This window comes from Streptomyces sp. NPDC096012 (assembly GCF_040426375.1).
In the GTDB taxonomy this organism is placed as follows: Bacteria; Actinomycetota; Actinomycetes; order Streptomycetales; family Streptomycetaceae; genus Streptomyces.
In genome coordinates, this window is sequence record NZ_JBEOTD010000015.1 from 56,172 (window position 1) to 69,352 (window position 13,181).

General features: G+C 74.9%; 11 protein-coding genes. 6 read left to right on the forward strand and 5 right to left on the reverse strand.

All coding sequences use genetic code 11. The annotated features are described in order from the left end of the window. Window positions 1–4: 4 nt before the first annotated feature. Window positions 5–1,321, reverse strand: a complete 1,317-nt coding sequence (locus ABVB68_RS17075) for a HAMP domain-containing sensor histidine kinase (protein WP_353601889.1) — start codon at window positions 1,319–1,321, stop codon at window positions 5–7. 146 nt (window positions 1,322–1,467) lie between these two features. Between ABVB68_RS17075 and ABVB68_RS17080 the strand changes: the two genes are divergently transcribed. From ABVB68_RS17080 to ABVB68_RS17100, 5 genes are read left to right on the forward strand one after another with little or no spacing between them, the layout of a single operon-like run. Continuing rightward, window positions 1,468–2,091, forward strand: coding sequence for a hypothetical protein (locus ABVB68_RS17080; protein ID WP_353601890.1), 624 nt, complete (start codon window positions 1,468–1,470; stop codon window positions 2,089–2,091). A 5-nt stretch (window positions 2,092–2,096) separates the two neighbouring features. Then, the gene (locus ABVB68_RS17085) at window positions 2,097–2,804 is read left to right on the forward strand and encodes an ABC transporter ATP-binding protein (protein WP_353601891.1); all 708 of its coding nucleotides are present in this window, start codon (window positions 2,097–2,099) and stop codon (window positions 2,802–2,804) included. Next, window positions 2,791–3,453, forward strand: a complete 663-nt coding sequence (locus ABVB68_RS17090; protein WP_353601892.1) for an ABC transporter ATP-binding protein — start codon at window positions 2,791–2,793, stop codon at window positions 3,451–3,453. Before ABVB68_RS17085 ends, ABVB68_RS17090 begins: the two co-directional genes overlap by 14 nt. Beyond that, on the forward strand, window positions 3,450–6,101 hold the full coding sequence (locus ABVB68_RS17095) for an FtsX-like permease family protein (protein ID WP_353601893.1): 2,652 nt from the start codon (window positions 3,450–3,452) through the stop codon (window positions 6,099–6,101). The genes ABVB68_RS17090 and ABVB68_RS17095 overlap by 4 nt, the downstream gene beginning before the upstream one ends. A gap of 38 nt (window positions 6,102–6,139) precedes the next feature. Next, window positions 6,140–6,874 carry a response regulator transcription factor gene (locus ABVB68_RS17100; protein ID WP_353601894.1) on the forward strand — a complete coding sequence of 245 codons (735 nt, stop codon included), beginning with the start codon at window positions 6,140–6,142 and terminating at the stop codon, window positions 6,872–6,874. 224 nt (window positions 6,875–7,098) lie between these two features. On the opposite strand, the gene ABVB68_RS17105 is transcribed toward ABVB68_RS17100, so the two are convergent. Genes ABVB68_RS17105 through ABVB68_RS17120 form a run of 4 tightly spaced genes read right to left on the reverse strand, consistent with a single transcriptional unit; the run spans window position 7,099 to window position 10,871 of the window. Next, window positions 7,099–7,767: a response regulator gene (locus tag ABVB68_RS17105; protein WP_353601895.1), complete on the reverse strand. Its 669-nt coding sequence runs from the start codon at window positions 7,765–7,767 to the stop codon at window positions 7,099–7,101. After that, entirely contained in the window at window positions 7,764–9,026 is a 1,263-nt protein-coding gene (locus ABVB68_RS17110; protein WP_503006150.1) for a sensor histidine kinase, read from the reverse strand. Before ABVB68_RS17110 ends, ABVB68_RS17105 begins: the two co-directional genes overlap by 4 nt. A gap of 58 nt (window positions 9,027–9,084) precedes the next feature. Next, the gene (locus tag ABVB68_RS17115) at window positions 9,085–9,936 is read right to left on the reverse strand and encodes an ABC transporter permease (protein ID WP_353601896.1); all 852 of its coding nucleotides are present in this window, start codon (window positions 9,934–9,936) and stop codon (window positions 9,085–9,087) included. Continuing rightward, window positions 9,933–10,871: an ABC transporter ATP-binding protein gene (locus tag ABVB68_RS17120; protein WP_353601897.1), complete on the reverse strand. Its 939-nt coding sequence runs from the start codon at window positions 10,869–10,871 to the stop codon at window positions 9,933–9,935. Before ABVB68_RS17120 ends, ABVB68_RS17115 begins: the two co-directional genes overlap by 4 nt. A 616-nt stretch (window positions 10,872–11,487) precedes the next feature. Here ABVB68_RS17120 and ABVB68_RS17125 point away from each other — a divergent pair. Continuing rightward, window positions 11,488–12,999, forward strand: coding sequence for a hypothetical protein (locus tag ABVB68_RS17125; RefSeq protein ID WP_353601898.1), 1,512 nt, complete (start codon window positions 11,488–11,490; stop codon window positions 12,997–12,999). The last annotated feature ends 182 nt before the right edge of the window (window positions 13,000–13,181 follow it).

Sequence of the window (13,181 nt, forward strand, 5' to 3'; positions counted from 1 at the left end):
GTCCTCAGGCCGTTTCCTCCGGCGTGCCCTCGTGGTGGACCGGGACGAGCAGGGTGAAGGCGGTCGGAGCTCCACCGGTCAGGGAGAGCCGGCCGCCGAGGGAGACCGCCAGATCCCGGGCGAGGGCGAGACCGATGCCGGTTCCGCGGTCGCCGCCGCTGTGCCCGCGCTCGAAGAGCCGCTCCGCCGGGCCGTCCACCCGGCCCTCGTCGGTGACGTCGAAGGCGAGTGCGTCGCCGAGGTCGCGTACGGCCAGCCGGGCGGTACCGCGTCCGTGGACCCGGGCGTTGTCCAGCAGGATGTCGAGGATCTCCGTGACCGGTCCCCCGGGGACGGGGACGTCGTCCGGCACGCCCCGGGCGGAACACTCCAGACGCCGGCCGACCCGGGCGAAGGGGCCGTGCCAGCGCTCCTCCGTGGCCCGCAGCACCCGGCCCAGGGGGCGGCCGTCCGTGCCGGTCACGGGCGGAGCGCCGGTCGTGGACAGCCGCAGGACCTCCTCCACCGTCCGGTGCAGCCGGCGGGTGGCCGCCAGGGCCTCGACGAGGACGGGGCGCAGCCGGACGTCGCCGCCCTGCTCCAGACCGGACTCCAGCGTGAGCTGGAGGCCGGCCAGGGGCGTACGCAGCTGGTGCGAGGCGTTGGCGGCGAAGTCGTGCTCCCGGCGCAGGAGTTCGGACAGGCTGTGCAGCATCTCGTTGTGGGTGCGGGAGACCTGGTCGATCTCGGCGATGCTGCTGGGGGCGGCCCGGGCGCTCAGGTGTCCTTCGGTGACGGCTCGGCAGTGGCGGGAGAGGTCCTCCAGCGGCGCGGCCAGCGCCCGTGCCTGCCGGCGGGCGACGAGGACGGCGACGGCCAGCGCGACCACGGCCACCCCCAGCAGGGCCGCCCATGCCATGAGGGTCCGGTCCCGTAGGGCGGCGGCCGGAGAGGACGCTCGTACGACGCCGATCACGTGCTCGGCGTGCGAGACGGGCACGGCGACGACCAGGTCGCCGCCCGACCGGCCCCGGACGGCCGCACCGCCGAGTGCCCGGCGGACCGGGGCGTCGGCGGTCGCGGGGCCGCCTCCCCCGCGCAGCCGCGCCTGGGGGTCGTACAGGCCGAGACGCCCGCCGGCCGGGGGCGCGGGCAGTTCCACGGGGTCGCCGGTCGCGTAGTCGGGGCTCACGCGGACGGCCCCGGCCAGGGCAGCCCGCTCCAGGGTGTCGCGCTGATCGGCGTACAGGGCCGAGCGGATGGCGAGGGCCAGGGGGACGGCGAGGAGGACGACGGCGACCAGGGCGGCGACGACGGCGACTCGCACCACGCGCTGTCTCATGTCCTCATCATGCGGTCCCGGCGGCGGCCCCGGCCGCGCGCGCCACACGTTTTGCCGTCGTCTAACCCTCGGCGAGCAGGGCGCTAACCGGGCCGCTCGTAGCGTCGACGGCACAACGGTGCGGCGCTCGCTGGAGGGCAGTGGACATGGCAACGCGCATACGAACGTCCGTGATCATGGGCATGGCGGTCGCCGCGGCGGTGACCGCCGGCTGCTCGGGGACCGGCTCACCGGCCGCCGAGAGGTCCGCGCCCGCGGGGTCGTCCTCGTCGGGCGTGGCGCAGGACAAGGCGGTGCCCACCGAGTCCAATCCGCCCGGTGACATCCCCGACAACCAGGCGTACGTCGCCTTCCACGGGTCCGGCTTCACGGTGAAGGTGCCCGAGGGGTGGGCCCGCACCCAGCGGGCCGGCGCGACGGTGTTCACGGACAAGCTGAACACGGTGCGGATCGAGACGGCCGCCGCGTCCGCCGCACCCACCGTCGGCTCGGTGACGAACACCGTCGTGCCCCGGCTGCGGTCACAGGTCCCGAAGTTCGCCGCGCCCCGGGTGTCCGAGGTGACCCGGCACGCCGGCCGCGTCGTCCTGCTGACCTACCGGGGGGACTCGTCGAAGGACCCGGTCACCGGGAAGGTGGTGCGCGACGCGTTCGAGCGGTACGCCTTCCAGCGCTCCGGGCACGAGGTGGACCTGACCCTGTCCGGGCCGGCCGGCGCCGACAACGTGGACCCCTGGCGCACGATCAGCGACTCCTTCGCGTGGCGGTGACGGCCATGGCGGACGAGACCGTCCTCGCCGCCCGGGAGCTGTACCGCTTCTACCGGGCCGGTGAGGAGGAGACGCTCGCACTGCGCGGGGTGTCCCTGCGGGTGCGGCGCGGCGAGACGCTCGCGGTGGTCGGGCCGTCCGGGTCGGGCAAGTCGACCCTGCTGGCCTGCCTGGCCGGGCTCGACGAACCCTCCGGCGGTGAGGTGCGCGTGGACGGGGTGCGGATCAGCCACCGGCCGGAGACCGAGCGGTCCCGGTTGCGGGCCCGGCACATCGGGGTGCTGCTGCAGAGCCGCAACCTGCTGCCGCACGTGAGCGTCCGCGACAATGTCCGGCTGGCCCAGCGGGCCGTCAGGGGCAGGGCCGCCGTCTCCGCCCGGGAACTGCTCGGCCAGGTGGGACTCGCCGAGCGGGCCCGGGCCCTGCCGCGGCAGCTGTCCGGCGGGGAACTGGCCCGGGCCGGGCTGGCGGTGGCACTGGCCAACTCCCCCGGCCTGCTGCTGGCCGACGAACCGACCGGCGAACTCGACGGCGAGACGGAGCAGGTCGTGCTCGGCCTGCTGCGCGAGCACGCCGCCCGGGGCTGTGCGGTGCTGGTCGTCACGCACAGTGCGGCGGCCGTCCGCGTCGCCGACCGGGTGATCGGCCTGGCGGACGGAAGGACGGTAGCCGCCGCGGCGGAACGGCAGGAGGAGCGAGATGCCACCCGGTGACACCCTCGTCGCCTGCCGCGACGCGGCACTCACCTTCGGGCGGGGCCCGCAGGCGGTCGTGGCCGTGCACGGAGCCGACCTGGACATCCATGCGGGCGACCGGCTCGCCGTCGTCGGCCCCTCCGGGTCGGGCAAGAGCTCGCTGCTGCACCTGCTGGCCGGGCTGGAGCAACCCACCAGCGGCACCGTCACCCGGGCCGCCTCCCTCGGCCCCTACGACATCGGCCTGGTCTTCCAGGGCGACAGCCTGATCCCCGCCCTGAGCGTGGCCGAGAACACCGCGCTGCCCCTGATCCTCGCCGACCGGCCCGAGGCCGAGGCCCGGGCCGCCGCGCTCGCGGCGCTCGCCCTGGTGGACGCCACCGACCTGGCCGACCGGTTGCCCGAGGAGATCTCCGGCGGCCAGGCCCAGCGCGCGGCCGCCGCCCGGGTCCTGGCCCAGGCGCCGCGCCTGATCCTCGCCGACGAGCCGACCGGCCGCCTGGACCACGCGACGGGCGCCCGGGTGCTGGACGCCCTGCTGACCGCCGCCGACCACACCGGTGCCGCCCTCGTCGTCACCAGCCACGATCCCGCCGTCGCCGCGCGCCTCACCACCCGGCGCACCATGCGCGACGGCCGGCTGCTCGCCCCCGAGGAGGCGTCGTGATCACCGCATGGTCACGCGGACTGGTCCGCCACCGCGCCGGACGGCTGCTGGCCGCACTGGCCGGCATCGCGCTCGCGGTCGCGCTCGTCGCCGCGCTCGGGTCCTTCCTCACCGCCTCGAAGGCGACCATGACGCAGCGCGCCCTGCGCTCGGTCGCCGTCGACTGGCAGGTCCAGGTGCAGCCCGGCGCCGACCCGCACAGCGTGCTGTCGCTGGTGCGCAAGGCCACCGGCAGCGCGGCCGCCGTGCCCGTCGGCTTCGCCCGCACCACCGGTTTCACCGCCCGGGTGCAGGGCACCACCCAGACCACCGGCCCCGGCGTGGCCCTCGGCCTGCCCGACGGCTACCGCGACCGGTTCCCCGACGCGATCCGCACGCTGTCCGGCTCCCCGACCGGCGTCCTGCTGGCCCAGCAGACCGCCTCCAACCTGCATGCCGCCCCCGGCGACACCATCGGCGTCCGGCTGCCGGGGGCCGGAGTCCGGCAGGTGAGGGTGGACGGTGTGGTGGACCTGCCGCAGGCCGACTCCCTCTTCCAGACGGTGGGCGCCCCCAGCCAGTCCCAGCCGGCCGCGCCCCCGGACAACGTCGTCCTGCTGCCCGCCGCCCGGTTCGCCGCGCTCACGCACGGCGCCGCGGGAGTGACCACGCAGATCCACGTGGCCCGCGACACCTCGCGTCTGCCCTCCGATCCGGCGGCCGCCTTCACCTCCGTCACCCGTGCCGCCCACAACCTGGAGGCCCGCTCCGCCGGTACCGCGCTGGTCGGCGACAACGTCGGAGCCGCCCTCGACTCCGCCCGTCAGGACGCGCTGTACGCCCAGATCCTCTTCCTCTTCCTCGGTGTCCCCGGCGCGGTCCTGGCCGCCGCGCTGACCGTCGCGGTCTCCTCCGCCGGTGGTGAACGGCGCCGGCAGGAGCAGGGGCTGCTGCGGCTGCGCGGACTGCGTCCCGGCCAGATCATCGGCCTCGCCGGTGCGGAGGCGGCGCTGACCGGCCTGCTGGGCGGGCTGGCCGGACTCGGCATCGCCGCGCTCACCGGGCGTCTCGCCTTCGGTACGGCGTCCTTCGGGACGAGCGCCGGCGGCTGGGCGGTCTGGTACGGCGTCGCCTTCGTCCTCGGAGCGGCCGTGGCCACCGGCGCCGTCCTCGTCCCCGCGCTGCGCGATCTACGCACGGTGACCGTCGCCGAGACCCGCAAGGAGTCCGGCGCGCGCGGCGCCCGCAACCCCTGGTGGCTGCGGTACGGCCTGGACTTCGCCCTGCTGATCGGCTCGTGGCTGGTCTTCCGCGCCTCGTCCGGCAACCAGTACGCCCTGGTCCTCGCCCCGGAAGGGGTGCCCAGCATCTCGGTGTCGTACTGGGCCTTCCTCGGCCCCGCCCTGCTGTGGATCGGCGCCGCCCTGCTCCTGTGGCGGGTCACACTGCTGGCCCTCGCCCACGGCCGCCCCGCTCTCACCCGGCTGGCCCGGCCGCTGACCGCGAACCTCGCCGGCACCACCGCCGCCACCCTGTCCCGGCGGCGCCGCCCGCTCGCCCGCTCGGTGGTCCTGCTCGCCCTCGCCGTGTCGTTCGCGGTGTCGACCGCCGTCTTCAACGCCACCTACCGGCAACAGGCCGAGGTCGACGCCCGGCTGACCAACGGCGCCGACGTCACCGTCACCGAACCGCCCGGCGCCCGCGTTCCGCCCGGCGCCGGAGCATCGCTGCGGGTCTCCGGCGTCCGGCACGTCGAACCGCTCCAGCACCGCTTCGCCTATGTCGGCTCCGACCTCCAGGACCTGTACGGCGTCCGCCCCGCCACCCTCGCGCGGGCCACCTCCCTGCAGGACGCCTACTTCGCGGGCGGCACCGCCGAGCAGCTCATGCGGCGCCTCGCCCAGCGCCCCGACAGCCTGCTGGTCAGCGCGGAGACCGTCAGCGACTTCCAGCTCTCCCCCGGCGACACCGTCAACCTGCGCATCCAGGACGCCCGGACCAAGGCGCTGCGCACGGTCCCCTTCCACTACGCCGGCATCGCCAAGGAGTTCCCCACCGCCCCCAAGGACAGCTTCTTCGTCGCCAACGCCTCGTACATCGCCAGGGCGACCGGCAGCGACGCGGTGGGCGCCTTCCTCCTCGACACCGGCGGGACCGACCAGCAGCAGATCGCCGCACGGGTGCGGGCGCAGGTGGGCACCGGCGCCACGGTCAGCGACCTCACCCAGACCCGTGGCACCGTCGGCACCAGCCTGACCTCCGTCGACCTGGCCGGCCTGACCCGTATCGAGCTGGCCTTCGCCGTGCTGCTGGCCGCCGGGGCCGGCGGCCTCCTGCTCGCCCTCGGACTGGCCGAGCGCCGCCGCACCTTCGCCCTGGCCTCCGTCCTCGGCGCCCGGCCCCGCCGGCTGCGCGGCATGGTCCTCACCGAGGCCCTTCTGCTGGCCTTCGCCGGTCTGGCCGGCGGCGCCCTCATCGGCTGGGCCCTGTCGGAGATGCTGGTCAAGGTCCTCACCGGCGTCTTCGATCCGCCGCCCGACGCCCTGGCGGTACCCGGCTCCTATCTGGCGCTCACCGCGCTGGCCGCCCTGATCGCCGTGCTGGCGGCGGCCCTCAACGGCATCCGCCGGGCCCGGCGCCCGGCCGTCGAGGAACTGCGCGACCTGTGAACCGGCACGCGGGCGGGGACTCTTCTACCCTGTCGGCCATGGGCACATCCGCCGCACCGGACAGCAGCCGTTTCCGTGTCCTCGTGGTGGAGGACGACGACGTCATCGGCCACCACCTGGAGACCGGCCTGCGCGGCAACGGCTACTCGACGGCGTGGAGACGCACCGGCGCCGCCGCCCTCACCGAGGCCACCCGCGCCACCCCGTACGACGCGCTGCTGCTGGACCTCGGTCTGCCCGACATGGACGGCCTCGACGTCGCCCGGAACCTGCGCGGCCGTTTCCGCGACCTCCTGATCGTGGTCCTCACAGCCCGCACCGACGACATCGACATCATCGCCGGCCTGGACGCCGGTGCCGACGACTACCTGGTCAAACCCTTCAGCCTCACCGTCCTGCTGGCCCGCCTGCGCGCCCACCTGCGCCGCCGGACCCTCACCGCACCCGCCCAGAGGCAGCCGATCCCCCTCGGCGACCTCGTCATCGACCCCGCGGCGCGCCGCTGCCACCTGCACGGCGTGGAAGTCCCGCTGCGGCCGAAGGAGTTCGAACTCCTCGCCCTGCTCGCGCGGCACGCGGACGAGGCCGTCTCCCGCGAGACGCTGATGGCGGAGGTCTGGGACGAGAACTGGTTCGGTTCCACCAAGACGCTCGACGTCACCATGGCCGCCCTGCGCCGCCGTCTCGCCGAAGCCGCCGAGACGGCCCCCGGCCCCAGCCGGCTGCCCCGCATCACCACGCTGAGGGGGCACGGCTACCGCCTGGAGAGGTGACGGCGTCCCGGGCGGCGGCTCCCCGCCCGCGCCGTGCGGTCCGGTCCCCTGCCCTGGCCCCCTGTGCGACGGGCTCCCCTGCGCTACGGCCCCCTGTGCCACGGGAACCCTGCGCTACGGCTCCTGTGCCACGGGATCCCCGGCGCGACGGTTCCCCCGGCGAGTACCCTCCGCCCGCCGCGGCGGCCGCCCCGCCCGCGCCGGCCACGGCCGCGCCCCGCGGCTCACCCCGCCCGGGGCCGGGCGAGGCCCTGGTCGTAGGCGAAGATCACCGCCTGGATGCGGTCGCGGGCACCGATCTTGGCGAGGACGCGGCCGACGTGGGTCTTCACCGTGGACTCCGACACGACGAAACGGGTGGCGATCTCGCCGTTGGTCCAGCCCTTGCCGATGGCGACGAGGATCTCGCGTTCGCGCTCGGTGAGGCTGCTCAGCCTCGGGTCCTCGGCGCTGCCGTCGGCCCGCGGCGGCACCAGCCGGGCGAACTCGTGCAGCAGACGGCGGGTGAGGGCGGGCGCGATCACCGCGTCGCCGACGGCCACCGCGCGGATGCCGGCCAGGAGTTCCTCGGGGCGGGCGTCCTTGAGGAGGAAGCCGCTGGCCCCCGCGCGCAGGGCCGCGTGCACGTACTCGTCGAGATCGAAAGTGGTCAGGACGAGGACGCGGGAGCGGTCGCCGGCGGCGACGATCCGGCGCGTGGCCTCGATGCCGTCCATCCCCGGCATGCGTACGTCCATCAGGACGACGTCGGGGCGCAGTTCGGCGGCCCTGCGCACGGCTTCGGCCCCGTGCGCCGCCTCGCCGACCACGTCCGTCCCGGGCACGGAATCGAGGAGCATGCGGAAGCCGTACCGCTGGAGCGGCTGGTCGTCCACGACGAGGACGGTGGTCACCTGACACCGTCCCGGGGAGCGAGGTCGAGTGCGGCGCGCACGGTCCATCCCGCGCCCGCGGGGCCGGCACTGACCTGTCCGCCGTAGAGAGCGGCTCGTTCCCGCATGCCCACCAGGCCGTGTCCTTCCTCGTTCGCCGGGCCTGGACGGCCGGCCGGGGTGGCCGGGCCGGAGTCCTGGACCGTGATGGTCAGCCGTGTGTCCTCGACCATGACCGCCAGATTCGCGCGGGCGCCGGCGCCCGCGTGTTTCAGGGTGTTCGTCAGCGCCTCCTGCACGATGCGGTAGACCGTCAGCTGCACCCCGCTGTCGAGGGCGTCGATGTCACCGCCGGTACGGTAGACGACCTCCATCCCCGCGGCGCGCACTCCCTCGCACAGCGCGTCGATGTCCGCGAGACCGGGCTGCGGGCTCAGCTCGGGTGCGCCCCGCGGGCCGTCCGCCTCACGGAGCACGCCGAGCACGCGCCGCAGTTCGCTCAGGGCCTGGCGGCCGGTGTCGCCGATGAGGTTCAGGGCCTCCGCGCCGCGTTCCGGAGCGACGGCCGTGGCATAGGCGCCGGCGTCGGCGAGGGTGATGATGACGGACAGGTTGTGGCCGACGATGTCGTGCATCTCGCGGGCCACCCGTGTGCGTTCGGCGGCGACCGCGAGCCTGCCACGCTGGTCGCGCTCGATCTCCAGCCGGGCCGCACGATCCCGCAGCCCGGCCAGCTGGGCCCGCCGGATGCGGATCATCAGGCCGAGCGCGAGCGCCGCGGTCGCCGTGCTGAGCAGGAAGAACAGCGCGTCCCAGACCGGCACGGCCGCCGAGATCCGCGCCGCGACCAGGCCGAGCGCGCCCACCATGGCCGCACAGGCCCACGGCAGCTGCCGTAGCCGCCCGTGCAGGGTCAGGCTGTACAGGGCGACGAAGAGGGCGACGTCGGCCCGGAGCGCGGCACCGAGGGACCACTGCAGGACGAACACGGCCGCGATGGTGCCGAAGGCCACCGCGGGCGCCCGCCGCCGCCACAGCAGCGGCAGCACCAGCCCGGCCTGCAGGGCTAGCACGGCCGCCGCGGGCAGCCGGGTGAACACCAGCCGGAAGCGCCGCGGGCCGTCGCCGTCTCCCGCGCCGACCGCGTGCAGCAGGTCGGGCAGGCAGAACAGCAGGGAGACCAGCACCACCACGGCGGTGTCGAGCACCCAGGGGTGGGCCCGGTCGGCATGCCGGAGCCGCTGGCCGGCCCGGCCGAGCCGGGCGACCAGCGGGCCCATCGCGCCGAGGTCTTCGGTGGTCACGGAGTTCACCGGCCCATGATGCGGGTGCCGCCGCTCAGACGTCGCTGCGCAGCAGCCGGTACGCCGCTCCGGCCAGCGCCAGCGCCGTCCAGCCGAGGAAGACCAGGAGCCCGGCGGCGGGTGACAGGGTGGCGGCGTCGTGGGTCAGCGCGAAGACCGACTCCCCCGCGTTGCTCGGCAGGTAGGGGCTGATGTCGCCCTGCCACGACGTGGGCAGCAGGGAGATCAGGCCGGGGACGAGCATGAGGGCGGCGACCAGGACGGAGATGCCGCCGGCCACGGACCGCAGCAGCGCGCCGAGGGCGGTGCCGATCACGCCGACGAGGCCGAGGTAGAGCCCGGCTCCCAGCAGGCTGCGGATGACGCCGGCGTGGCCGAGCCCCATGGCGGCGGGCGTCCCGGACACGATCCGGCTCCCGACGAGGAACGCGACGAACGCGCCGACGGTGGCGACCACCAGGGCGACCAGCCCGTACACCGCCGCCTTGGACCAGAGCACGGGGAGCCGGCGCGGCACGGCGGCCAGGGTGGAGCGGATCATGCCGGTGGAGTACTCGCCCGCCGTGACCAGTACGCCGAGGACGCCGAGGGCCAGCTGGGCGAAGTGCGTGCCGAAGAGGGACAGGCTCACGGCCGTCGCGGAGGCGAAGTCGTGGTCCAGGTGGCGGCCGGAGTCCAGACCTGACCGGTAGTGGCTCGCGGCGATGACGCCGAAGGCCACGAGGAACAGCAGGGCCAGGCCGAGGGTGATCCAGGTGGAGCGCAGCGACCAGAGTTTGGCCCACTCCGAGGCCAGCACGCGCCGTCCGGTCACCCGGTAGGCAGGCCGGGCGGGAGCGGCCTGGGCGGCCTCGGGGGTCTCGGGTGCTGCCGTGAGGGTGCTCATGCCGCGCTCCCGGAGGTCTCGGTGCCGGTCGTGGTGCCGTGGTACTCCACGGCGTCCCTGGTCAGTTCCATGAAGGCGTCCTCCAGGGAGACCGCCTTCGTGCTCAGCTCGAACAGCGGGATGCCGTGCTCGGCCGCCTTCAGCCCGATCTCGCGGGCGGACATCCCGGTCACCTGCAGCTCCTCGGAGCCGACCCGGCCGGTGACCTCCACGCCCGGACCGGCCAGTACGTCCCGCAGCCGGGCGGGATCCTGCGTCGCGACCTGCACGGTGTCGCCGCCCGCCTCCCGGACCAGCTCCTGGACGGTGGTGTCGGCCAGCAGCCGGCCCCGGCCGACGATGATCAGGTGGTCCGCCACCAGCGCGACCTCGCTCATCAGGTGCGAGGAGACGAACACGGTCCGCCCCTCGGCCGCGAGCGACGTCAGCAGGTTGCGGATCCAGAGCACGCCCTCGGGGTCCAGTCCGTTCACCGGCTCGTCCAGCATCACGGTCTGCGGATCGCCCAGCAGCGCGGCCGCTATGCCGAGCCGCTGCCCCATGCCGAGGGAGAAGGCGCCGGCCCGCTTCTTCGCGACGGTGCCGAGACCGGCGAGTTCGATGACCTCGTCGACCCGGCGGCGCGGGATGCCGTGGGTGAGCGCGAGCGCCCGCAGGTGGTTGAAGGCCGAGCGGCCCGGGTGGATCGACTTGGCCTCCAGGAGCGCCCCGACCTCCTGCAGCGGGGCCCGGTGGCGGGCGTAGTGGTGGCCGTTCACCGTGACGGAGCCGCTGGTCGGCGCGTCCAGCCCGACGATCATGCGCATCGTGGTGGACTTGCCGGCCCCGTTCGGCCCGAGGAAACCGGTCACCGTGCCCGGCTTCACGGTGAAGTCCAGACCGTCGACGGCCGTCTTCTCCCCGTACCTCTTGGTGAGCTGCTGTGCGTCGATCATTCGCTTTCTCTCTCTCGGACCGCGGCGTCCGGCAGCCCGACGCCTCCTGGGAAACGCTAGGCCCGCGAGCCCCCGGATCCGGTGGTACCAGGGGCTGAACCCCGCCAGGCGGGTGGTACCGGGGTACTACGGCGCCGGCGCCGCGCGGCGACGAGGGGCCGGCCGAGGCGAAAGCCGGAGCCCACGGCCGGGGCGAAGCCGGGACCCACGGCGAGGCGAAAGCCGGAACCCACGGCCGGGGCGAAGCCGGGACCCACGGCGAGGCGAAAGCCGGAGCCCACGGCGGGGCGACTTCGGTCGCGTGGCCCCTGCCGGTCGGCCGAAGGCTTCGCGGGTCATGCTTGCCGACCGTGCCCGGGGGAACCTGAACGCATCCTGACCGCCACCGTGCGGCACCCACCGCGCTCGCTCCGTACGAGCCACACGACTCCACGCGCACGAGCGGCGTGCGGCCGTAACCGGCCGACGGGGAGTGAGGCCTCGTCCACTTCCGCCGCGCTGCACGTCGGCGAGCCGGAGGTTAGCTTGACCATGATCTGAACTCCCAGCTCACTCATGCACTACAAGCTGTAGGGTTCACCAGTGTCCTACAGCCCGTGGGGACGGAGGGGCGTACATGACCAGGACCGTGAACGCGGAGCGTGCACGCACAGCCGGGAGCGGGCCGCGGCCCGTCGCAGACCCCTGGTGGGACCGGCGGCGGGACGTCTGGCCGGCGGCGGTGGCGGGAGCCTTCACCGTCGCCCAACTCGTGCTCGTGCGGCCCGGTTTGGGGCTGGGCTGGGACGAGACAGTGTACGTCAGCCAGGTCAGCGCCCACGCCCCGGCGGCCTTCTTCAGCGCACCGCGGGCACGCGGCGTCTCGCTGCTGGTGGCACCGGTCTCCCTCTGGTCGTCGTCCACCGCGCTGCTGCGCGTCTACCTGGCGCTGCTGTCCGGCCTGGCGTTGTTCGTCGCCCTGCGCGCCTGGCGCGGCCTGTTCCCGGCCCGCGTCCTCGCCCTCGGCGGCGCGCTGTTCGCCTCGCTGTGGGTGACGCTCTACTACGGCCCCCAGGCCATGCCCAACCTCTGGGTGGCGGTCGCGGCGCTCGCCGCGGTCGGCTGTTTCCTGCGGGCCCAGGAGGACCGGACGCTCCGCGCTCCCGTGTGGGGCGTGGCGGCGGGCGCGGCGCTGATGGCGCTGACGCGGCCGACGGACGCGGTCTGGGTGTGCGTGCCGCTGCTGGTCCCACTGGTCGTCGTGCGCCGGTGGCGGCACTGGCCGCTGCTCGCCGCGCTCGCGGGAGGGCTGGCCGCCGGGGCGGCCGAGTGGGTCGCCGAGGCGTACGTCGGTTACGGCGGTCCGCTACAGCGGCTGGCCGACGGTTCCGCCATCGAGGGCGGCCTGGGCTGGCACCTGGCGGTGGACGACCAGTTGCGGAGCCTGGTCGGCCGTACGCTGTGCCGCCCGTGCGACGGTACGCTGCCGCAGCCGGCGGTGTTCGCCTGGTGGTTCGTACTGCCGGTGCTCGCGGCGCTCGCGCTGGTGTTCGCGATCCGGGCGGAGCGTACGGCCCGAACGCTGCTGCCGCTCGCCTGCGCCGCCACGGCCGCCTTCCCGTACCTCTTCCTGATCGGCTATGCCGCGCCCCGGTTCCTGCTACCGGCCTACGCGATGCTGGCGATCCCGGTCGCCGACGCCCTGGCGAACCTGGTCGGCGCGGCGCCTCGTACCTGGCGCCCGGTGACCGTGACGCTGGTGGCGCTCGGGCTCGCCGGCCATCTGGCCGTCCAATTCGTGGTGCTGGAGCGCACGGTCGACCGGGCCGACGCCGGGCACCGCGACTGGACGCGTACGGCGCAGACGCTGCACCGCCTGGGCGTACGGGCGCCGTGCCTGGTCACCGGTCACTACAACGTGCCGGTCGCCTTCTACGCCGGCTGCGCCTCCGTCGATGTCAGCGGCCACAACGCGAACACCACGGTTGCCGCCCTCGCCCGGACGGCACAGCGAACACCGGTCGTGGTCCTCACCGACGGCACGGGCGCACCGCCCTCCTACGCCCGCGCCTGGACCTCGGTCCGGCGGGAAGGCTGGCGGATCTACCTCTCCCCCGCGGCGACGCGGAAATCGGCGCACGGGTCCTGAGGACGTGCGGCTCGGCATGGCCGCCGTAGCCGTCGACGGAGGACCCGACCCGATTCGTCAGCGGCTCCCGGAGGTCTGACAGCGCCGGGGACGGTGCCCACGCAGCGGTCGGGGGCGCCCGTCGCGGCGCCCCCGACCCCACCGACCTGCCTTCCTCGTCCTGGTCGTCCTGGTCGACCGGT

Bases quoted from the DNA above. Each gene is read 5' to 3' on its own strand.
- ABVB68_RS17100 (WP_353601894.1), top strand. From the start codon at position 6,140: ATGGGCACATCCGCCGCACCGGACAGCAGCCGTTTCCGTGTCCTCGTG.
- ABVB68_RS17085 (WP_353601891.1), top strand. From the start codon at position 2,097: ATGGCGGACGAGACCGTCCTCGCCGCCCGGGAGCTGTACCGCTTCTAC.
- ABVB68_RS17090 (WP_353601892.1), top strand. From the start codon at position 2,791: ATGCCACCCGGTGACACCCTCGTCGCCTGCCGCGACGCGGCACTCACC.
- ABVB68_RS17075 (WP_353601889.1), bottom strand. From the start codon at position 1,321: ATGAGACAGCGCGTGGTGCGAGTCGCCGTCGTCGCCGCCCTGGTCGCC.
- ABVB68_RS17125 (WP_353601898.1), top strand. From the start codon at position 11,488: ATGACCAGGACCGTGAACGCGGAGCGTGCACGCACAGCCGGGAGCGGG.
- ABVB68_RS17120 (WP_353601897.1), bottom strand. From the start codon at position 10,871: ATGATCGACGCACAGCAGCTCACCAAGAGGTACGGGGAGAAGACGGCC.
- ABVB68_RS17110 (WP_503006150.1), bottom strand. From the start codon at position 9,026: ATGGGCCCGCTGGTCGCCCGGCTCGGCCGGGCCGGCCAGCGGCTCCGG.
- ABVB68_RS17080 (WP_353601890.1), top strand. From the start codon at position 1,468: ATGGCAACGCGCATACGAACGTCCGTGATCATGGGCATGGCGGTCGCC.
- ABVB68_RS17115 (WP_353601896.1), bottom strand. From the start codon at position 9,936: ATGAGCACCCTCACGGCAGCACCCGAGACCCCCGAGGCCGCCCAGGCC.